This window comes from Streptomyces sp. NPDC001816 (genome assembly GCF_042892235.1).
In the GTDB taxonomy this organism is placed as follows: domain Bacteria; phylum Actinomycetota; class Actinomycetes; order Streptomycetales; family Streptomycetaceae; genus Streptomyces.
On the sequence record NZ_JBIATY010000005.1, the window covers coordinates 420,118 to 441,349 of the forward strand.

Here is a 21,232-nt window from a genome sequence, read left to right on the forward strand (position 1 = left end):
ATGGGCGTTCCCGTGCTGCACCGACTGGCCCTGAACGAGAGCCCTTACCCTCCCCTGCCCGCAGTGCGTACGGCGATGGAACGGGCCGTCGCGGAGGCCCACCGGTACCCGCAGTTCTACCCCGACGACCTCACCGAGCGGATCGCCGCATGGTGCCGGTTGCCACCCGACCATGTCGTGGTGGGAAGCGGATCGGTGGGCGTGGCCCTGCAGTTGCTCCAGGCGGTCGTCCGACGCGGCGACGCGATGGCCTACGCCTGGCGCACCTTCGACGCGTACCCCCTGCTGGCCGCCATGGTCGGCGCTCGGCCCGTTCCCGTACCCCTGTCGCCGGACGGACACCAGGATCTGGGCGCCCTGCTGGCCGCGGTCGACCACCGCACCCGCGTCGTGGTGGTGTGCAGTCCGCACAACCCCACCGGAAGCCTGGTCACCGCCGACGCCCTGTCGGCGTTCCTGCACCGGGTCCCCCGGCACGTCATCGTGCTCCTCGACGAAGCGTACGTGGAGTTCGCCGGTGGCACCGACCTGCCGGACCCGCCCGCGCTCGTGCGCTCGCACCCCAACGTGCTGGTCCTGCGCACCTTCTCCAAGGCCTACGGCCTCGCCGCCCTGCGGGTCGGCTACGGACTCGGCGCTCCCGACCTGGTGGAGCGGATCCGCCGGCAACAACTGCCGTTCGGGATCAACGCGGTGGCGACGGCGGCCGTGAAGGCCTCACTACGGGCCGACAGCGAGCTGCGCCTGCGCGTGGACACCATCGTCGCCGAACGGGAACGACTCCGGCACGAGCTCGTCGGCCTGGGCTGGCACGTACCCCCTGGCCATGCCAATTCCGTCTGGCTCGCCGCGCCCGATCCGGTGGACGAGGGCGCGGGCGCACTCACCACCGCCGGCGTCCGGGCGCGGCACTATCCGGGCGAGGGACTACGGCTCACCGTCGGCAGCAGGAGGGCCAACGACACCGTGCTCTCCGCGCTGGCGGAACTGCGCGCGCCCCAGCATGGATCACGGGCCTGAGTACTTCACTGCACATCCCTACCAGAACCGACGGCGCCGGCACCCAGTGCCAGCGGCGCTCCCCTAGTCTGGGCGAAGCGAGCGCCGGTGTTATTCAATGAGGTGTGCGGCCAGGGATCTCGGGGCCCAGTCGCACGGGTCCGAGTACGGCCTCGGCGCTGTGCCGGGGATTGCTGAGAGAGCCGCATGGACTCCACATCCTCCCCCTCGCCCTCTTCGCCGTTCGAGCTGGTCAGCAGCGCCCTCGGGCGCTACATCCCGCGCGGTGGAGCGGCAGCGGCCGCCGGTTCCGGCGACACGCAGGGCGACCGCACCACCCGCCGGCGCGTATCCGACAGCCCGGCAACCAGCCCTCAGGATCAGATTCTCGGCGCGGTCAACCTGGACAGGGATCTGAGAATCACCCGTTGTAACCTTGACGCCCCCGTATTCGCGGGTCTGGACGCCGCGGCCGGGAGCCCCTTCGCCGATCTCCTGCCCCCCGGGGACGTACCGACGGTCACACGGCGGTTGCGGCAGGTCCTGGAGACCGGTGAGGCGCATGTCGCCCGGATCCAGCGCCTGCGGCGCGGCGACGGGTCCGAGCTGGTGGTCTCGATGAGCATCCTGCCCGCCGCGGTGCCTCAGGAGAGCCTGACCGTCTCCCTGATCGCCATGGCCAGGAGGCTGCACCTGTACGCCGCCGAGACCGCGATCGGCACCTCGCTGGACATCGGCGAGACCGCGCAGTCGCTGGCGCAGTCCCTGCTGGCCTGGGGAGACGTGGCAGCCGTCGACCTCGACTTCGCCGTGTGGACGGGCGAGGGAGTCATCGGGCAGGCGCAGGGGCGCATCCACCTTCGGCGGGCGGCCCTGGTGCCGGACCGGGCGTGGCCCGACGGCTATGTGACTCCCGGCGACGATCTTCCCAGCGACGCGAGCCGCCTGCTGGCGCAGGCCGTACGGCGGGACGACGCCCCGCAGGCCATCGTCATACCCGACCGGGAGGCGGTCGAGCGGGTACTCGGCGGTCCGCGCGTGATGCGTGCCCTGGTGCCCGGCGACCGGTCTGCGGGTGTGGCGTGCATACCGCTGGTCCTGGACGGCACCCCGCCCGTCGTGCTGGGCGTCGCGGAGGTCTGGCGGCGGGCGGACTGCCCCTTCCGCGACAGCGAGCTGCTCGACCTGCAAGAACTGGTCGCCAGGACCGCCCACCACGTCGACCTGGCCCGTCAGCACCAGCGCGAGCACACCCAGGTGCTGGCGTTGCAGCGCCGGCTGCTGCCCCGCACCGGCGGCGACACCATCGAGATCGCCAGCGTCTGCCAGCCCGCCACACCCGACAGCGCGGGCGTCGGCGGCGACTGGGTGAACAGTTTCCCCCTGCCGGACGGCCGTACCGCGCTGGTGGTCGGCGACGTCGTCGGCCACGGTCTGGGAGCCGCGGCGACCATGGGCCAGCTGAGCACGGAAGCCCGTGCGCTGCTGTCCGCGGGGCTCGCGCCCGACGAGGTACTGGAGCACCTGGACGAGACCGTGTCGCTGCTGGACGACGCGGAGTCCGGGCTGGCGGCCGGCTACAGCGCCCTCGGGTCGACCTGCTGCATCGCCCTCTACGACCCGGTCAGCCACCAGGTGGCGCTGTCCAGCGCCGGCCACCTCCCCCCGGTCCTGGTCTCCCCGGACGGGCACGCAGGTCCACTGGCGGTCCACCCTCACCCCGGCCTGGGCACGGAATTCGCGCTGCGGGAGCCGTTCGACGTGCAGACGTTCGGCGCACCCCCGGGCTCCCTGCTCGCCCTCTACACCGACGGCCTGGTGGAGGATCCGGCCATATCGATCGACGAGGGCATCGACAGGCTGGCGGGCGCCGTGTCCTCGGTGCACCCCTGGGACGCCCTGCAGCAGGCCGCACGGCACGTCGTCTCCGCAGTGGCACCCGTGCACCAGCGCGACGACGTGACCCTGCTGCTCGCCCGGATGATCGGCTACCGCAAGGGAGACACCGCGACCTGGCGGCTGCCCGCCCGCGACGACGCCCCTGCCCGTGCCCGCGCGCAGGTCTCGTCCCTGCTGCGGCAATGGCGCACCAGGGACGGGACCCGGGACAACGCCCTGCTGCTGGTCAGCGAGCTGGTCACGAACGCTGTGCGCTTCGCCACCGGTCCCATCACGGTACGGCTGATCAGGACCGGTCACGGCCTGCTGTGCGAGGTGGGCGACACCGGCAACGGCAGGCCGCGTCTGAGCCGGGGCGGCCTCCTCGACGACGGCGGCCGCGGCCTGCACGTCGTGCACAGGCTCACCACCCGGTGGGGGGTGCGGTGGACCGACACCGGCAAGGTGGTCTGGGCGGAAGTCGCGAGGTGACCCGGCTTCGGGCCGCTACAGCCACTCCCCTTCCAGGGCGGTTGCGGTGAGGCCCGGTGCCGCCGCGTACAGGACGGCGCGACTGCCGGACTTCTGCCCGGCGTCGTACGCCCGCCGCATGATGTCGAACACGGCGGCGCCGCCGCGGTTGCCGGTGGTGTAGCTGTCCCGGCTGTGGTCCAGCAGCCCCGACGGCCACGCGTCGGGCATCGTCTGCTCCATGTACTCCAGTACCCGGGTCCCGCCGGGGTGCGCGAGCAGCACGTCGGGGTGCCAGGAGTCGGGGTGGTCCTGGTAGCGGACGCGCAGCCACTCCCACATCGCGGCGACCGTCTCCTGTACGGCGCGCGGCCCTCGCCGGTCCATCACGAAGTGGGTGCCGTCCGACCGCGTCTCCAGGCGGTGCAGGTCCTGGGTGCCGGGGAGGGTGTGGTGCCAGGCGGCGTCCAGCCGCAGCACCGACTCGCGCCGCGGGCGGCCCGTGACCACCGCGGCGACCGCGGTGTCCGCGAACAGCAACCGGACGATCAGGGACTCGAGGGTGTCGTCCGCGGGCTGGTAGGTCGTGCTCAGCGCCTCCGCGATCACGACCAGGACCACCCGGTCGGGGTCCGCGGCCACGAGGTCCGCCGCCAGTGCCAGGGAGCGGGTCCCCGCGATACAGGCCCACTGTGTGGCCGGAAGCAGCATCACGTCGCCTCGGAGCGAAAGCTTGTTGGCCAGGGCGATGTCCAGACCCGGCAGCGCCGGGGTGGTGGTGTTACTGGTGATCAGGCAGTCGATGTCCGCGACGTCCAGCCCGGCGATCTGCAGGGCCCCGCGCGCCGCACGCTCCCCGTAGGACTGCACGGCCTCCCAGGCCGGCGCGGTGCGCTCCTGGACGGTCTGCGGCCCGGGTATCGCCTCAAGTGCGGCGATCACGCGGTCCACGTCCTGCTGGGTGAACCCGTCGCGGGCCAGCGCCGCTTGGGCCGGCCCTGTGCCGACATCCCGCAGGCCACCGCCGTCGCCGGGCGCGACGGCGGTCTCCAGCGGCAGCATCCACCCGCGGGTCTCGATGCCCGTGCCGGCCGCGATGCCGTCGATCCGCGGCGCCCACGCCGCGTGCGGATGCCGGTCGCGCACCTCCGCGACGATCTGACTGGTCTCCACAGCGTGCTCGCCGTGTATCACGGCAGGAGGACAGAGGTAAGCGGCCATAGCGGGGCACCTTTCCGGGGGAAACAAGCGGGAATGTCGCAAGTGCTGAGTGATGGGTCACTTTGGTACTTCGCGCCCAAGAGGTTGCCGACGGGCTCCACTTCGGGAGCCCGTGTCCGTTTTGAGCATGGACGCTAAAGGGACATTTCCGCTGTGATGCACACAACTTCGGCGGACTTTGGATGACGTGACACGGCACACACCGCCGGGACGGGGGCCCTCGGACCGGCCCCGCAGGCCATACCTGACTTACCGCCAGCCAGTAGGTCACGTTGGTAGATCCAGCCAGCCTCACAGGTTGAGCACAAATTACATACAACCCCCTCTTCATACTGGCCCCGATGGTCTAGATTGACCGTGCTTCAGCTGTTCGGACACGAGGCGACCAGCAATGATCTATAAGTCCGGCGCTATGGAAAGCCAGCAGTCGCGTCCCCGGCGCCGGACGTGGGGGTGATCAATTCTTGGAGCACCCGAGGTTTCGACGGGTTCTCGCGCACCTCGAGAGTCGGGCAGGACATGCGCGTCTGCTGCCGCCGGGGTGGGTTGTTCAAGTAGCTCTGAAATAGCCGGGATGTCATACGCGGGGGGCGGGGGCCTCCCGCGGAGGAGGAACAGCGCGGCGCGGGGTCGGGGGCCCCGAGGGGAGGGACAGCGCGGGAGGCGGGGGCCTCCCGGGGGGCGAAACAGTGTGAGGCGAACACGTCGAGCCACTGGGGACCTTGGGGGGTTCTGTGCGGCAAGGGGGACTAGTCGGCCCGTTTCCGTCTGCGCGCGGGCGTCTGGCGAACGGGGCAATCAACCGGCCCGCGATCGACTGGGAGCAGCGTTATCGCCGTGCCGTGATCATCAGCGACACCGTGGCCACCGCCTTCGTGGTGGCGGCGATCGGCGACTTCTTCGGGGCCCGGGACGCGGCCAACTGGCACGAGAAATGGGGAATTCTCGCATTCGGCACCGAACTGCTGGTGCTGGGGGCGCTTGCGGTGAGCCGGGCGTGGGCTCCGGCCGTGCTCGGCCAGGGCGCCGAGGAATTCCGCCGGCTCGGACGCTCGCTGTTCACGGCGACCGTCGTACTGGCGCTCGGCGGAATCGCCCTCACCTCGCGCAACATCAAACTCTGGATCTTCGTCGCGATTCCCGCGATCGCGCTCATCACCATGATCGAGCGGTATGTGCTGCGCCTCTGGCTGCACAGACAGCGGAAAGAGGGCCGGTGCCTGAGACCGGTGCTCGCTGCCGGAAGCACGGACACCGTGCGCGACCTGATCACCCGAACCCGCAAGTTCCCGCACATCGGATGGCGGGTGGAAGCGGTGTGCACGACGGACGGTCGCGGGCTCGACGGTGACCAACTGGACGAAGTGCCGGTCGTCGGCCGACTGACGGACGTCGCCAAGCACGTCCGCCACGACGGCTACCGTGTCGTCGCGGTCACACCGGACCCGCACTGGTCACCGGACCGCCTGCAGCGGCTGGCCTGGAACCTCGAAGGCAGCGATGCCGAGATGGTCGTGGCCCCCGTGCTGATGGAGGTGGCCGGCCCGCGGCTGCACGTCGACGCAGTGCTCGGGATCCCGCTGCTGCGGGTCAGCATGCCGACCTTCACCGGTGGCCGCCGGGCGGTCAAGGGGGTCGTCGACCGGGTGGGTGCGGCGATCCTGCTGCTGCTGTTCGCGCCGCTGATGCTGCTCGTCGGGCTGCTCGTACTGACGGACAGTCGGGGCGGGGTGTTATACCGCCAGCGCAGGGTGGGCAAGGACGGCCGCGAGTTCACCATGGTCAAGTTCCGCACCATGGTCGCCGGGGCTGACGGGGCACGTGCCGAGCTGGCCGAGCGCAACGAGGGCGCAGGGCTGCTGTTCAAGCTCCGCCGGGATCCGCGGGTGACCCGGGTGGGGTCGGTGCTGCGCCGGTACTCGATCGACGAACTGCCGCAGCTTTTCAACGTGCTCACCGGCTCGATGTCGCTCGTCGGTCCGCGGCCTCCGTTGCCGGAGGAGTGCGCCGCGTACGACCCGGACATCCGGCGGCGGCTGCTGGTCAAGCCCGGGCTCACCGGCCTGTGGCAGATCAGCGGACGCAGCGATCTGCCATGGGAGGAGGCCGTCCGTCTCGACCTGCGGTACGTGGAGGACTGGTCGCTCGCCCTCGACACAGTGATCTTGTGGAAGACGCTGCGTGCGGTGCTCCAAGGACAGGGGGCGTACTGATGCGCGGGGGTCGGCGTCCGGCCGGCGCACGGACCGCAGGCCGAAAGGGCCTGCCTGGGGGGAGGAACGGGGCATGAGAGTAAGCGTCTTCGGGCTCGGCTACGTGGGCTGCGTGTCGGCCGCGTGTCTGGCCAGCATGGGGCACGAGGTCATCGGGGTGGACGTGAACCAGGCGAAGGTCGACCTGGTCAACAGCGGCTCGGCCCCGGTGGTCGAGGAGCGGATCGGCGAGCTGATCGCCGAGGTCGTGCGGACCGGAGCGCTGCGCGCCACCGGCGACGTGCGCGAGGCGATCATGGGCAGCGAGGTGTCGCTGGTCTGCGTGGGTACGCCGTCGGAACCCAACGGCAGCCTGTGCACCACGTACCTGGAGCGGGTCACCGAGCAGATCGGCGCCGCGCTGGCCGAGGGGGCCAAGCAGGGGGGTCGGCACACCGTCGTGTTCCGCAGCACCATGCTCCCCGGCACCTGCCTGAACTTACTGGTACCGATCCTGGAGAAGTTCGTCGGCGGTACGGCCGGGGTGGACTTCGGGGTCGCGGTCAACCCGGAGTTCCTGCGCGAGGGCACGAGCGTGCGGGACTTCTTCGACCCGCCCAAGACCGTCATCGGCGAACTCGACCCGGCAAGCGGCGACACGGTGCTGGCACTGTACGACGGCTTGCCCGGCGAGGTGTTCCGGGTCCCGGTCCCGACCGCCGAGGCCATCAAGTACGCGGACAACGCGTTCCACGGCCTCAAGATCGGCTTCGCGAACGAGCTGGGCGCGGTGTGCCAGGCGCTCGGGGTGGACTCGCACCAGGTGATGGACGTGTTCCTGGCCGACCGCAAGCTCAACATCAGCCCCGCCTATCTGCGGCCCGGCTTCGCCTTCGGTGGCTCCTGCCTGCCCAAGGACCTGCGCAGCCTGGTCCACGCGGCGCAGCGGGCCGATGTCTCGGTGCCCATCCTCTCCCATGTCCTGACCTCCAACTCCGCACATCTGCAGCGTGCGGTGGAGCTGGTCGAGCGCACCGGAAAACGCCGGGTGGGCCTGTTCGGGCTGTCCTTCAAACCCGGCACCGACGACCTCCGCGAGAGCCCGCTCGTCGAGCTGGCGGAGAGGCTCTTCGGCAAGGGTTACGACCTGCGGATCTACGACGCCAACGTGAGCCTCTCCCGGCTGATCGGCGCGAACCGCGAGTACATCGAGACCCGGCTGCCGCACCTCGCGCAGCTGCTCGCGGACTCCGTCGGCGAGGTGCTCGAGCACGCCGAGGTGTGCCTGGTCGGGACCAAGGAGCCGACCGTGCTGTCGGCGTTGCCCCATGGCGACGGCCCCGTGATCGTCGACCTCGTCCACCTTCCCGACGCCGAGGCGCGCCGGGCCGAACCGGGGTACATGGGCCTTGCTTGGTGACACATCGTTCGGTGACACAGCCGGCGGCGACCGGCAAGGCCGGCGCGCGCTGATCCTGGTGGAGAACCTGTCGGTGCCGTTCGACCGGCGGGTGTGGCAGGAGTGCACGACGCTGCGCGAAGCGGGCTGGGAGGTGCACGTCATCTGTCCCCGGGGGGAGAAGCGGGACACGGAGCCGGAGGCGGTGATCGACGGGGTGCGGATTCACCGCTACCCGTTGCGCGCGGCCACCGGAGGGCCGGCCGGCTACCTGCGGGAGTACGGATCGGCGCTGTGGCATACGGCCCGGCTGGCCCGCAAGGTCGGCCCGGTCGACGTGGTCCACGCCTGCAACCCACCCGACCTGCTGTTCCTGCCGGCACTGTGGCTGAAGCGGCGCGGCGCGCGGTTCGTCTTCGATCAGCACGACCTGGTACCCGAGCTGTACCTCTCCCGGTTCGGCCGCGGCGAGGATCTGCTCTACCGCGCCGTGTGCGCGCTGGAGCGGCGGACCTACCGGGCCGCGGACGTCGTGCTCGCCACGAACGAGAGCTACCGGGACGTCGCGCTGCGCCGTGGCGGTCGGCGGCCGGGGGACGTCTTCGTGGTGCGCAGTGCGCCGCAGATCGACCGGTTCCAACCGGTGCCGCCCGAGCTGGAGTTGAAGCGCGGCAAGCCTCATCTGCTGTGCTACCTCGGCGTGATGGGCCCTCAGGACGGCGTCGACTACGCCTTGCGGGCCCTCGCGAAGCTGCGCGACGAGCTCGGGCGGACCGACTGGCATGCGGTGTTCGTCGGCTCCGGCGACGCCTTCGACGCGATGGTGGAGCTGTCCCGGCGGCTCGGGCTCTCGGAGCAGGTGCAGTTCACCGGGCGCATTCCGGACGCCGACCTGGTGCGCTACCTGTCCACCGCGGACGTGTGCCTCTCCCCGGACCCGCACAATCCGCTCAACGACGTGTCGACCATGAACAAGGTCCTGGAGTACATGGCGATGGGCCGGCCGATCGTCTCGTTCGACCTTCGGGAGGCGCGCGTCTCCGCCGGCGACGCCGCCGTCTACGCGTCCGCCAACGACGAGGCCGAATTCGGCAAGCTCATCGCGATGCTCCTCGACGATCCGGAGAAGCGGGCCCGGATGGGCAAGATCGGCCAGGAGCGGATCAGCGGGCCGCTCTCCTGGCGGAACTCGCAGGCGTCGCTGCTCGCCGCCTACGCCGCTGCCTGCCGTGACCATGCTCCGGTGTCGGCAGGTGGGCCGGTCCGCACGGGGAAGAGGCTGCGCCATTGAGTGATGACACGATCCGCCTGGTCACGATCGGACGAATTCTCCGTCGGCGGTTCCGGCTTCTCGCCGTCCTCACCGTGGTGGGCGCGCTCGTCGGCTACGGCACCTCGGTGCTGCTGTTTCCGCCGCGGTACACGGCGTCGGCATCCGTACTGCTGCCGGGGCAGTGGGAGGAGCGCGAACTGCTGACCCAGGTGGACATCGCGACCAGTTCGGCGGTGGTCGACCGCGCGGCCGCCACACTCGGCTGGAATCACGTCAGCGGCGCCGAACTGCGGGATCAAGTCAGCGCCAAGGCCACCGACGGGAACATCATCAAGATCTCGGGTACGGCCGACACCCCGGAGCGCGCGCAGCGGCTCTCCGACCAGGTGGCCCAGCAGTTCGTCACCTTCGCCACGCGGATCGCAGGCGGCAGTACCGACCCCGGAGCGGCCTCGGGGACCGAGGCGCTGCGGAAGAGGGTGGCGGAGACCGACCGCCGCATCACCGACCTGGCCAATGCGGCCGATCCGGGGCAGACCGTGGAGAGTGTGCAGGCCCGCACCGAGCTGGAGAAGCTGCGCACCTCGCTGCAGGACGCCATGAAGAAGCTGGACGAGGCCGACCCTGCGACCAACAAGGCCGGCATGGTCGTCATGGGGCCGGCGCCCCGGCCGACCGGCGCGGCAGCGCCGACGAGGATGCAGCTCATCGTCGCCGGGGCGTTGGTGTTCTTCCTGCTCGCGGTCATCGGCCATCTCGCCGCCGCACGGGTGAGTCGCCGGCTGCGCACCGAACCGGAGATCGCCGCGGCGCTGGGCTCGGCGCTCCTCGGCACCGTCGACGTGCCTGGTGAACGGCGCGCGCACCGGCCGGAAAGCCACGGCCCACGGGCTCGGATCCGCCGGCTTCTCGGCGTCGACACCCGGTGGGACATGCCGACCCCGCAGAGGTCCGGCGACGAGGCCGACAGGCGGATCCGCTACCGGCGGGTGTGCGCTCGCCTCCGGGACCAACTGCCGACTCCCAGGCGGTTGTTGGTCGTCGTACCGGACGGCGACGAGATCGCCCGCCGGGCCGCCGGGCAGCTCGTCGCCGAGGCCAGGACCGATCCGATGCTGCGGGTGGTGGAGGTCTCGGTGGACCGGCCGTTGGTGCCGGACCGCGACACCGAGTCCGGTGCCCTGGTCGTCCTCAGCGCGGGCAGCTGGGCCGCGGAGGAGCTGGCCGGCATCGCCGAGGCCTGTGCGGACGCCGGGCATGAGGTCGTCGGCATCGTCGTCGCCGGCATGGTCCGGGCCCGTCCGACGCGGACCGCCGGCCGTCCTGCGGACGATGCCACTTTGGCGCTCGCGGTGCGCGGCCACGCGACGGGAGGTTCGGTGTGACGACGAGCAAGACGTCGGCGTCGTCGGCCGCCGCTCCGCTCCTCGACCTGCAGGCGCTGGTGGTGTCGGTGCGCAGGCGCCGCCGCCTCTGGTGCTTCATGGCGCTGCTCGGACTGCTGATCGGCGCGGCGGTGGCGGTCCTGCTGCCGCCGTCGCCGAGCGCGGTGACCAAGGTGCTGGTCGCGCATCAGGAGGACCAGCCGAACGACACCGGAACGCTGATCCGCACCGACGTCCAACTGCTGGGGACCACGCAGATCGCCGAGCGGGCCCTGAAGTCCCTCAAGTCCCCGGAAAAGCCTGAAGACTTCATGCGGGAGTACCGGGGTACCGGATTGACCAACAACCTGCTGCAGATCGATGTGACAGGTGACACCGACGCGCAGGCGGTGGCCCGGGCCAAGGCACTGGCCGATGCGTTCGTCGCGGACCATGTGCAGCGGATACGGGACACCGCGGACGCCGAGGCCAAGGCCCTGCTCGACCAGCGTGACCGCATGCAGGACGAACTCGCCGAGGTCAACAAGGCGATCGGCGGCCGATCGCCGGACAGCGACCCGAAAGCGGCGGCGAGCACCGAGGCGCTCTTCGCCCGCCGGGCCGATCTCACTTCGCGGATCGCCGATTTCGGTCAGCGCGCCGAGGAGGCGCGCGTCGGCACGCCGCAGCTCATCGTCGGCACCCAGATCGTGGACGCCCCGCGCGCGGTGCACCACTCCCTGCCCAAGGCCGTCGTCACCAACGCCGTGATCGGGTTCGTCCTCGGGCTCTTCCTCGGGCTCGCGCTGGCCGCGGTCGGGGTGGTGGTGGCGGACCGCCCCGTGCTGCGCCGGGACATCGCGGCGAACCTGGGCGCCTCGGTCATCGCGGAGCTGCCCCGCCGGTCGGGCAGGCTGTGGCAGCGCCGACGGACCCGGAGGACACGCGAACGGCTCACCGGGACCCTGGCCCGCACCGTGCGCGGCTCCGCGGAACCGCTGTCGCTGCTGGAACTGGGCTGTGCGCGCAACACGAGCGTGATCGCCCTGAACCTCGCCCGGGCACTGGCGGCGGAGGAGCCAGTGATCATCGTCGACGGCCTGCCCCGCCCGCGGCTCGCAAACCGACGCCAGAAGCCAGGAGACCCGGCCGTGGTCAGCGGCGAGCGTGCCACGGCCCTGTCACCTCAGGAGCGCCGGATCGGCGTCGGCTCGGTGGCGCCCGGCACGGCGTGGACCGACCTCCAGTACCTCGGCACCCAGACCGTGCTCGTCGTGCGTGCCGGGCACGGCAGCACCGCATGGCTGCACACCGTCGCGCGGCAACTCGCGGACCAGCGCATTCCGGTGATCGGTGTGGTGCTGATCGACCCCGATCCGCGTGACCGGACCGACGGCACGCTGTGGGACGGACTGCACACCGCGCTGCGCGGCCGGAGCGAGCGGCCGGCCCGGCACAAGGGGACGGGCAGGCGGCGGACGGAGCAGCAGCCGATGTGGGCGGGACGGGTCCCGGACAGCGACCAGGAGGCGCGGTAGGACATGTGTGGCATCGCAGGCACTTACCGATGGCCGGACGGGAAAGCCGTGACCGACCGGCTCACCGATACCCTCGCCCACCGCGGTCCGGACGGGGCGGGCCGGTACAGCCACCCCGTCGGTGACGGCGAAGTGCACCTCGGGCACCGCCGGCTGGCCATCATCGACCTGTCCGAGACCGGCGCCCAGCCGATGGTCTCGGACGGCCTCGTCCTGACGTACAACGGCGAGCTGTACAACGCACCGGAACTGCGTGCCGAGCTGGCGGCCGCCGGGGTGCGCTTCCGCGGTACCTCCGACACCGAGGTGCTGCTCGAGGCCTGGCGGCGCTGGGGCACGGACTGCCTGCCCCGGCTGCGCGGCATGTTCGCGTTAGGGATCTTCGACGAGCGAACCGGTGAACTGGTACTCGCCCGCGACCAGTTGGGCATCAAGCCGCTGTTCCTGCTCCGGCGCGGCGAGGGCCTGGTGTTCGCCTCCGAGCTGAAGGCGCTGGCCGCCTCGACCGGCGGCAGGCTGGAGGTGGACCAGGCGGCGCTGGTGGCCTCGCTGCTGTACTACTGGGTGCCGGACTCACGGTGCGCGTTCCGCGAAGCGGAGAAGCTGCCGCCGGGGAGCTGGCTGAGGTGCCGGCCCGACGGCCGGGTGGAGCGCGGCCGGTTCTGGAACCTGAAGGACGTCGCCGCCGAGGGCCGGGAGCGGGCCCGGGCCGGCGAGCAGCCGGACTTGGCCGCCATCGTCGAGGAGTCGACCCGGCGGCACCTGCTCTCCGACGTACCCGTGGCGACCTTCCTCTCCGGCGGCCTCGACTCCAGCTATCTGACCGCGCTGGCGGCCCGCGACCGACCCGGGATCTCCGCTTACACGATCGGGTTCCGCGCCGAGGACGCCAGGTTCGAGGCGATGCCGGACGACCTGCGCTATGCCCGGCAGGTGGCCGAGCGGTTCGGCGTCGACCTGCGGGAGATCGAGATCGCCCCGAACGTGCTCGACCTGCTGCCGCAGATGACGTACCACCTGGACGAGCCGATCGGTGACCCCGCCGCGATCAACACGTTCCTGATCTGCTCGGCCGCCCGGGAGGCCGGAGTCAAGGTGATGCTCTCGGGGATGGGTGCCGACGAGCTGTTCGCCGGTTACCGCAAGCACCTGGCCAACCTGCTTGCACTGCGCTACCAGCGCGTCCCGCGGCCCCTGCGGCGAGGGGTGGCCAGGGCTGTGGACCGGCTGCCGGTCGCCACATCCCGCCGGGGGTACCGGTCGGTGCGCTTCGCGAAGCGGTTCCTCTCCTTCGCCGATCTGCCGGAGGAGACCGCGTTCCGGCGCAGCTACACCATGTACGACCAGGACGAGCTGCTCGCCCTTGTCGATCCGGACCTGGCCCCGGCGGTCGAGGACGTGCTGACCGAACATGCGGACATCTACCAGGACAACGACCTCGACGACTTCGTGAACCGCATGTGCCTGGGCGATGCCCGGATGTTCCTGCCGGGCCTGAACCTCACCTACACGGACCGGTCGAGCATGGCCGCGTCGACCGAGGTGCGGGTGCCGTACGTGGACGTCGAGGTGGTCAAGGCGGCGTTCGCCGTGCCCGGCGACCGCAAGATCGTCGGACGCCAGGGCAAGGCCGTCCTCAAGGAGGCAGCCGGCTCGATCCTGCCCCGGGAGATCGTGTACCGGCCCAAGGGCCTGTTCAGCGCCCCGCTGCGCGCCTGGATGAGCCGGGATCTGGCACCGCTGGTGCGCGAGGTGGTGAACGACGGCGTGCTCGTCCGGTCCGGGTTCCTGCGCCGCGACGCGCTGGCGCGGCTCGTCGCCGAGGACGCCGCCGGGCAGCGGGACTTCTCCAAGCATCTGTGGCATGTGCTGACCCTCGAGTACTGGTACCGCGACGCGACCTCCGGGTCCGGCCAGAGCACTCGGCTGACGGCTTAGGAAATTCAGAGGAGTTCGGGTGAAACAGGTTGTACAGAACTACAAGAGCGGCGAGCTGGCGGTACTCGACGTTCCGGTACCGGGGTGCAAGCCGGGCGGTGTGCTGGTCCGCAGCGCCTTCTCGCTGATATCCACCGGGACCGAGCTGATGAAGGTGTCCGAGGCCGGCATGTCGATGCTGGGCAAGGCCCGCTCCCGCCCTGACCAGGTGGCCAAGGTCATGCAGAGCGTGGCCACCAACGGGGTGCCCGCCACCTACCGCAAGGTGATGGGCAAGCTGGACTCCTACACGCCGCTGGGCTACTCGCTGTGCGGGGTCGTCGAGCAGGTCGGCACCGGGATCGACGATGTGAAGGTCGGCGACCTCGTGGCCTGCGCCGGCAACGAGCACGCGCTGCACGCCGAGCTGAACTGGGTGCCGAAGAACCTCTACGTCCCGGTGCCGGACGGCCTCGCGCCTCGGCACGCGGCCTTCGGCACCGTCGGGTCGATCGCGTTGCAAGGCGTGCGCCGCGGCGAGCCGCAGCTCGGCGACGTGGCGCTGGTCATCGGGCTCGGGCTGATCGGGCAGCTGGTGGTGCAACTCCTTGCCGCCTCGGGCGTCCGCGTCGTCGGGGTCGACCCCGACCGGGTGCGCTGCGAGCTCGCCGAGCGCCTGGGCGCCGCGGCCTGCGGCGATCCCGCGTCGGCCGCCGTGGAGGCTGCCGTCGCCGAGCTGACCGACGGTCACGGCGTGGACCAGGTGTACCTGGCCGCCGGCGGCGGCAGCAACCAACCCGTCGAGCTGGCTGCCCGGCTCTGCCGGGACCGTGGCCGGGTCGTCGACATCGGCAAGTGCCGCCTGGACCTGCCGTGGAACGCGTACTACGAGAAGGAACTCGACGTCCGGTTCTCGCGCAGTTACGGCCCCGGGCGTTACGACCCGGAGTACGAGCTGGAGGGGCGCGACTACCCGATCGGCTATGTGCGCTGGACCGAGCGCCGCAACCTGGCGTGCTTCCTCGATCTCGTCGCCCGCGGCCGCGTCGACGTGGAGCCTCTCGTCTCCCACATCGCCGACTTCGATGATGCGGTCGACACGTACCAGCGCCTGAAGGACGGCGAGTTGAAGGCCGTGGCCGTGCTGTTCCGGTACCCGGAACAGGCGGCGGACACGGGGGAAGCGGCGGCTCCGGTGGTGGCCGTGCCCGCGGTGGCTGTGTCCACCAAAAGCATGAAGCCGAGTCCGGCCCGCGCCACCAGGACGCCGGTGAAGCTGGCGTTCGTCGGCGCGGGAAACTACGCGACGTCGATGCTGCTGCCGCACCTGGCACAGCGCGACGGCGTCGAGTTGTCGACCGTCGTCACCACGACCGCGCTGTCCGCGGCCAACGCGCAGCGGAAGTTCGGCTTCGCCGAGGCGACCACCGATCTCGACGCCGTGCTCGGCGACAAGTCCATCGACGCGGTGTTCGTGGTCACCCGCCACAGCTCGCACGCCGAACTGACCCGCAGGGCGCTGCTGGCCGGCAAGACGGTGTTCGTGGAGAAGCCCCTGGCCCTCACCGAGGACGAGCTGGCGGGCGTACTCGCGGCGGTGGAGGAGTCCGGCAACGACCGGCTGCAGGTGGGCTTCAACCGCCGGTTCGCGCCGCTGCTGCAGGAGGCCAGGAAGCGGTTCGGCGCCCGGACCGGTCCGGCGAGCCTGCGCTACCTGGTCAACGCGGGCCGACTGCAGCACGGCAGCTGGTACCTCCAGCAAGGCACCGAGGGCTCGCGGTTCGCCGGCGAGGGCGGGCACTTCATCGACACGGCGAGCTGGCTGCTCGACGCCGACCCGGTCTCGGTGTACGCGGTCGCCCCGTCCGGCAACGACGACCTGCAGGTCGTGCTGCGCTACCCGGACGGGTCCACCGCCACCATCAGCTACGTCACCACCGGCGCGCCCGGCTTCCCCAAGGAGACGCTGGACCTGGTCGCGGACGGCAAGGTGCTGCGGCTCGACGACTTCGTCCGTGCCTCGGTGTACAGCCGTAAGCGGTGGGTCAGTTCGCGACTCCCCAAGGCCCGGGACAAGGGCCAGTCCGCCGAACTGGCCGCGTTCGTCAAGGCCGTGCGGACCGGCGGGCCGATGCCGGTGCCGCTTCAGTCGCTGGTCGCCACCACGTCGGCCACCCTCGCCGTGCAGGCCGGCCTGGCCGGCGGCGCGCCGGTGACGTTGGCGAGCGCTCGATGACCATGAGCGCGGGCTGGTACCTGCGGAGGCTGTCCCGGATGGGACCGCGGGAGGTCGGCGGCCGGGTGGGCGACGCGGTGCGCAGGCGGCGGTGGCGGTCGGCGCGGCCGGGCTGCCCGAGCGTGACCGGCGCCCGGTTCACCGCGGTACTGCCCGCGGGGACGATCGCCGCGGTGCCACCGGACGCCGCGAAACGTCTCATCGCCGAGGCGGACCGGCTGATGGCCGGGCACGCCGAGTATTTCGGGGTGGACCGCGACGACCTGGCCGACCCGGACTGGTGGTACGACCCGAAGACCGGGCGCCGGGCACCGTGGGGCTACGCCTTCGACATGCCGTACCGGAACGAGGACGCGGTCGGGGACATCAAGCAGATCTGGGAGCTGTCCCGGCATCAGTACCTCACCGTGCTCGCCGCCGCCTACGCGATCACCGGGGACGAGCGGTACGCCGAGAGAGTGGCCGAGCACCTGCGGTCGTGGTGGGCGGGCAACGCGCCGCTGCGTGGAGTGCACTGGATCAGCGGCATCGAGCTGGGGATCCGGCTGCTGTCCTGGGTGTGGATCCGTCGGCTGCTCGACGGCTGGCCGGGCGCGGCCGGGTTGTTCGAGGGCAACCCGGTGGCGCTGAACCAGATCTGGCACCACCAGCGCTGGCTGGCTGCCTTCCCCAGCCGGGGGTCTTCGGCGAACAACCACGTCATCGCCGAGGCCGCCGGGCAGTTCGCCGCAGCCTGCGCGTTCGGGTGGTTCCCCTCCTCGGCGCGCTGGCGAGCCGGCGCGCTGCGGTCGCTGGAGCGGCATCTGCGCAGCAACACCTTTGCCTCCGGCCTCAACCGCGAGCTGGCCACCGAGTATCACGGACTGGTGCTGGAACTCGGCCTGGCCGCGGTGGCCGAGGCGGACGCCGCCGGCGTGCCGGTTCGCGCGTCGGTCCGGCTGGTGCTGCTGCGGATGACCGACGCGCTCGCGGCCGTCGTGGACAGCCGGCTGCGGCCGCCGCGCCAGGGGGACGCGGACGACGGGCACGGTCTGGTCGTGGATGGCGCGGGCACCGACCGCTGGGCCTCGCTGCTGGCCACCGGGGACGCCGTGTTCGGCCGGCTCCCCTGGTGGCCGACGGTGACCGGCACCGACGTACGCACGCCACTGCTGGCCGCACTCATCAAGCCCGGCGAACCGGCCGTGAAGCGCCCGGCGAGCCGGCCGGCCCATTTCGCCGACGCGGGCATGACCATCCTGCGGGCTCCGGCGGGGACGGCCGAGATCTGGTGCCGCTGCGACGGCGGCCCGCACGGATTCCTGTCCATCGCCGCGCACGCCCACGCGGACGCGCTGTCCGTGGAGGTCCGGCACGACGGGGTCGACGTGCTCGCCGACCCGGGGACCTTCTGCTACCACGGGCAGCCCGAGTGGCGGCAGTACTTCCGGTCGACCCTCGGCCACAACACCCTGCAGTTGGACGGCCGTGACCAGTCCGTCTCCGGCGGCCCGTTCCTGTGGACCCGGCATGCTCAGACCCGCGTCCAGGTCGCGGACGTGGACCACTGGTGCGCCGAGCACGACGGTTACCAGCGCTCCGTGCACCGCCGCCGGGTGGAACTGACGGCCGCGAGCCAGGAGCTGAGGGTGGTTGACGAGGTCCGCGGCCAACACAGCCCGCGCCGGGCCGTGCACCTGGCGTTCCACCTCGGCCCGGCGATCGCCGCGGACCTGGCGGGCAACCGGGCAGTGCTCACCTGGACCCGGGACGGCGAGGACCGCTCCGCGGTGCTCGACCTGCCGGGGCAGCTGTCCTGGCAGGCGCATCGCGGCGAGAGTGACCCGCCGCTGGGCTGGTACTCCGCCGGCTTCGGGCGCAAGGAACCGGCCACCACGCTGGTCGGCACCGGCTTCGCCGACGGCGCGCAGGGGTTCACCACCGTGCTCAGGTTCCGCGGTTAGGGAGGAAGGACGCGTGGGGATCAAGTGGCGGCGCTGGGCGTTGCCGGCGGCAGCGCTGGCGCTGGCCCTGCCGGCGGCTACCGGCTGTGAGAGCACGCCGGGCGCGCGGCCGAAGCCGAGCGGTGCGCCGGCCACGTCCGTGGCCGGGGTGCCGTCCACGCCCGTGGCCCGAGTGTGCGCCAAACCCGCGGCCGGGCCGGCGAAGGCGCCGGCGGGCGCGGTGACGGTCGACCCAGCGGTGGCCGGTGACCTGGCTGCGAAGACCAGGAGCAGCCCCCCGAACACCACGTTCTGGCTTCGACCGGGCAGGCACAGGCTCGAACCGGACCGCTACGCCCAGGTCATCCCCAAGGAGGGGGACAGCTACCTCGGCGCGCCGGGCGCGGTGCTCGACGGCCGGAAGACCAACCAGTACGCGTTCAGCGGCACCGCCCGCAACGTCACCATCCGCTATCTGACCGTGCAGGGTTTCGTCGCGCCGCAGAACGAGGGCGTGGTCAACCACGACTCGGCCGACTGGTGGGTGATCGAGCACGCGACGATCCAGAACAACTCCGGCGCCGGGCTGATGGCCGGTGCCCGCCAGCAGGTCCGCGCCAGCTGCCTGCGCGACAACGGTCAGTACGGCATGAACGCGTACAAGGCCACCGGCCGGATCAGCGGCCTGGTGGTCGAGGGCAACGAGATCACGGGCAACAACACCGGCGACTGGGAGCGCCGGCGAAAGGGCTGCGGCTGCACCGGAGGCATCAAGTTCTGGGCTGTCGACGGCGCCGACGTACGCGGCAACTGGGTGCACGACAACCGCGGAACGGGGTTGTGGGCGGACACCAACAACAACGACTTCCTCATCGAGAGCAACGTGCTGGAGGCCAACGACGGTGCCGCGCTGATCTACGAGACCAGCTACAACGCGGTCATCCGGAAGAACACGATCCGGCGGAACAACTGGGTCGAGGGCCGCAGGGAAGCCGACCGCGGCGACAACTTCCCGTACGCGACCGTCTACCTGTCCGAGTCCGGCGGCGAACCACGGATCCGGGCCCGCACGGACAAGATCGAGATCTACCGGAACGTGCTGGAGAACAACTGGTCCGGGATCACCCTGTGGGAGAACGCCGACCGGTTCTGCAACAGCCCGGCCAACACCTCGTCCGGTGACTGCACCTTGCTGGTGAAGAACACCCACCGCTGCGCACAGCCGGCGATCGCCAGGGCACCGCTCTACGCCGACTGCCGGTGGAAGACCCAGCGGGTGGACATCCACGGCAACCGCTTCGTGCTGGACGAGTCCGTCGTCAAGTGCACGGAGAAGTGCGACCGCATGGCGGTGCTGGCCAACTACGGCACCTATCCGGACTGGTCGCCGTACCAGGGCGAGCGGGTCGCCGACGCGATCACGCAGAAGCAGCACAACCGCTGGCACGACAACGTCTACGTCGGACCATGGGAGTTCGTCGCCTACGACCCGAGCCGGATACTCGACTCCGGGCAGTGGCAGAGCACGCCGTACCGGCAGGACGCGGGCAGCACCTTCCGCGCACGGGACGGTGGTTGAGATGAGCACCGACCACACGTCCCACACGCCGAAGATCGTCGGGACAGTCTGGGGGCTGCTGGTCCTCAACACGCTCGGCTCCGCCGGGGCGAAGACCATCGTTCCGCTGCCCCGTTCCCTCATCCAGATGGTCACCATGGGCGCGCTGGTCGCCGCGTTCGCGCTGGCGCTCGTGGTCAATCGCCGGCTGCGCGTCCGAGCCGGCGCCTACGTGTTCCTGCTGACCCTGCTGCTGGTGGCGAGCGTGATCTCCAGTGCGAACCTGGAGTCCGGGTTCGGCGCGCTGTTCCGCTGCGCCCGGCTGGCTCTCTTCGTCGGCACACTGTGGCTGCTCAGCCGCTGGTGGGACGGCGGCCTGACGTTCGTCCGGCACCACATCCGGATGTACTTCGCGGTGCTCGGATCGGTGGCCGCAGGCCTGGTCGTCGCACCGGGCGCGGCCCTGCCCGACCTCTACGGCGGACGCCTTGTCGGCGCGCTGTGGCCGCTCACCCCGCCGCAGATCGGGCAGTACGCAGCGGTGATCATCGGGCTCACCGTGCTGCTCGTACTGGGCCGCCGGACCGACCGGGCCGGCGCCGCGGTGGTCATCGTGCCGTCATTCGTGCTGCTCGCGCTGACCCATACCCGGACGGCCACGCTCGGCCTTTTCGTCGGGTTGGCGTTGGCGATCGGCTCGCTCATCCTGACCAGCGCCGCAGCCCGCCGGTTCTTCACCTGGACGGTGCTGTGCGCCGCGGTGGCCGCAGTGGGGTTCGCCTCCGCGCTGCAGTCGTGGTTCCTGCGCGGACAGAGCAAGGAGAACTTCTCCAGCCTCACCGGTCGGGCCAAGGTCTGGGACGCCCTGCTGGCTGCACCCCGGTCGACCTCGGAGAAGTTGTTCGGCGTGGGTCTGGGCGACAAGTCGTTCGGCGGGCTGCCGATCGACAACAGCTGGCTGGCCGTCTACAACGAGCAGGGCCTGATCGGCGTCACCCTCGTCGCGGCGATCATCATCGTGCTGGGCGGCGTCGCGTTGCTGCGGCCACCGTCGCTGCAGCGGGCCTGCGCGATCTTCCTGATCAGCTACTGCGCGATCGCGTCGTACACCGAGGCCGGTCTTGGCGACGCCTCGCCGTATCTGCTGCATCTGGCCGTGGCCGCCTCGCTGCTGGCGACTCCTGCCGCGGCCACTCCCCTCCCGGCGCCCGAAGTCCCTCAACGACGCATCCCGCGATGGGCCCGCAGATCGGAGGTGATCTGA

The 21,232-nt window shown here is 71.1% G+C and carries 13 protein-coding genes; 12 read left to right on the forward strand and 1 reads right to left on the reverse strand.

Annotated features, from left to right (window positions below):
• Together ACFYZZ_RS20640 and ACFYZZ_RS20645 are read left to right on the forward strand one after the other, a co-directional pair.
• The gene (locus ACFYZZ_RS20640) at positions 1 to 1,020 is read left to right on the forward strand and encodes a histidinol-phosphate transaminase (protein WP_389177719.1); all 1,020 of its coding nucleotides are present in this window, start codon (positions 1 to 3) and stop codon (positions 1,018 to 1,020) included.
• A gap of 186 nt (positions 1,021 to 1,206) precedes the next feature.
• Positions 1,207 to 3,369 carry a SpoIIE family protein phosphatase gene (locus ACFYZZ_RS20645; RefSeq protein ID WP_389177722.1) on the forward strand — a complete coding sequence of 721 codons (2,163 nt, stop codon included), beginning with the start codon at positions 1,207 to 1,209 and terminating at the stop codon, positions 3,367 to 3,369.
• 15 nt (positions 3,370 to 3,384) lie between these two features.
• Here ACFYZZ_RS20645 and ACFYZZ_RS20650 read toward each other — a convergent pair whose 3' ends face one another.
• On the reverse strand, positions 3,385 to 4,569 hold the full coding sequence (locus ACFYZZ_RS20650; RefSeq protein WP_389177725.1) for a type III polyketide synthase: 1,185 nt from the start codon (positions 4,567 to 4,569) through the stop codon (positions 3,385 to 3,387).
• 734 nt (positions 4,570 to 5,303) lie between these two features.
• Between ACFYZZ_RS20650 and ACFYZZ_RS20655 the strand changes: the two genes are divergently transcribed.
• From ACFYZZ_RS20655 to ACFYZZ_RS20700, 10 genes are all read left to right on the forward strand, one after another.
• Positions 5,304 to 6,782: a sugar transferase gene (locus tag ACFYZZ_RS20655; protein ID WP_389177728.1), complete on the forward strand. Its 1,479-nt coding sequence runs from the start codon at positions 5,304 to 5,306 to the stop codon at positions 6,780 to 6,782.
• Positions 6,783 to 6,855: 73 nt separating this feature from the next.
• Positions 6,856 to 8,181, forward strand: coding sequence for a nucleotide sugar dehydrogenase (locus tag ACFYZZ_RS20660; RefSeq protein ID WP_389177731.1), 1,326 nt, complete (start codon positions 6,856 to 6,858; stop codon positions 8,179 to 8,181).
• Positions 8,171 to 9,451, forward strand: coding sequence for a glycosyltransferase family 4 protein (locus tag ACFYZZ_RS20665; RefSeq protein ID WP_389177734.1), 1,281 nt, complete (start codon positions 8,171 to 8,173; stop codon positions 9,449 to 9,451). The genes ACFYZZ_RS20660 and ACFYZZ_RS20665 overlap by 11 nt, the downstream gene beginning before the upstream one ends.
• Entirely contained in the window at positions 9,448 to 10,818 is a 1,371-nt protein-coding gene (locus tag ACFYZZ_RS20670) for a Wzz/FepE/Etk N-terminal domain-containing protein (protein ID WP_389177737.1), read from the forward strand. Before ACFYZZ_RS20665 ends, ACFYZZ_RS20670 begins: the two co-directional genes overlap by 4 nt.
• Complete coding sequence (locus ACFYZZ_RS20675; protein ID WP_389177740.1) at positions 10,815 to 12,335, forward strand: Wzz/FepE/Etk N-terminal domain-containing protein; 1,521 nt, start codon at positions 10,815 to 10,817, stop codon at positions 12,333 to 12,335. The genes ACFYZZ_RS20670 and ACFYZZ_RS20675 overlap by 4 nt, the downstream gene beginning before the upstream one ends.
• A 3-nt stretch (positions 12,336 to 12,338) precedes the next feature.
• Positions 12,339 to 14,273, forward strand: a complete 1,935-nt coding sequence (asnB, locus tag ACFYZZ_RS20680; RefSeq protein WP_389177743.1) for an asparagine synthase (glutamine-hydrolyzing) — start codon at positions 12,339 to 12,341, stop codon at positions 14,271 to 14,273.
• Between the two features lie 19 nt (positions 14,274 to 14,292).
• Positions 14,293 to 16,488, forward strand: a complete 2,196-nt coding sequence (locus ACFYZZ_RS20685) for a bi-domain-containing oxidoreductase (protein ID WP_389177746.1) — start codon at positions 14,293 to 14,295, stop codon at positions 16,486 to 16,488.
• Positions 16,485 to 18,431: an alginate lyase family protein gene (locus ACFYZZ_RS20690; RefSeq protein WP_389177749.1), complete on the forward strand. Its 1,947-nt coding sequence runs from the start codon at positions 16,485 to 16,487 to the stop codon at positions 18,429 to 18,431. The genes ACFYZZ_RS20685 and ACFYZZ_RS20690 overlap by 4 nt, the downstream gene beginning before the upstream one ends.
• Positions 18,432 to 18,444: 13 nt before the next feature.
• Positions 18,445 to 19,989 (forward strand): right-handed parallel beta-helix repeat-containing protein, encoded by a 1,545-nt coding sequence (locus ACFYZZ_RS20695; RefSeq protein ID WP_389177752.1) that lies wholly within the window; start codon positions 18,445 to 18,447, stop codon positions 19,987 to 19,989.
• 1 nt (position 19,990) lies between these two features.
• Positions 19,991 to 21,232, forward strand: coding sequence for an O-antigen ligase family protein (locus ACFYZZ_RS20700; RefSeq protein WP_389177755.1), 1,242 nt, complete (start codon positions 19,991 to 19,993; stop codon positions 21,230 to 21,232).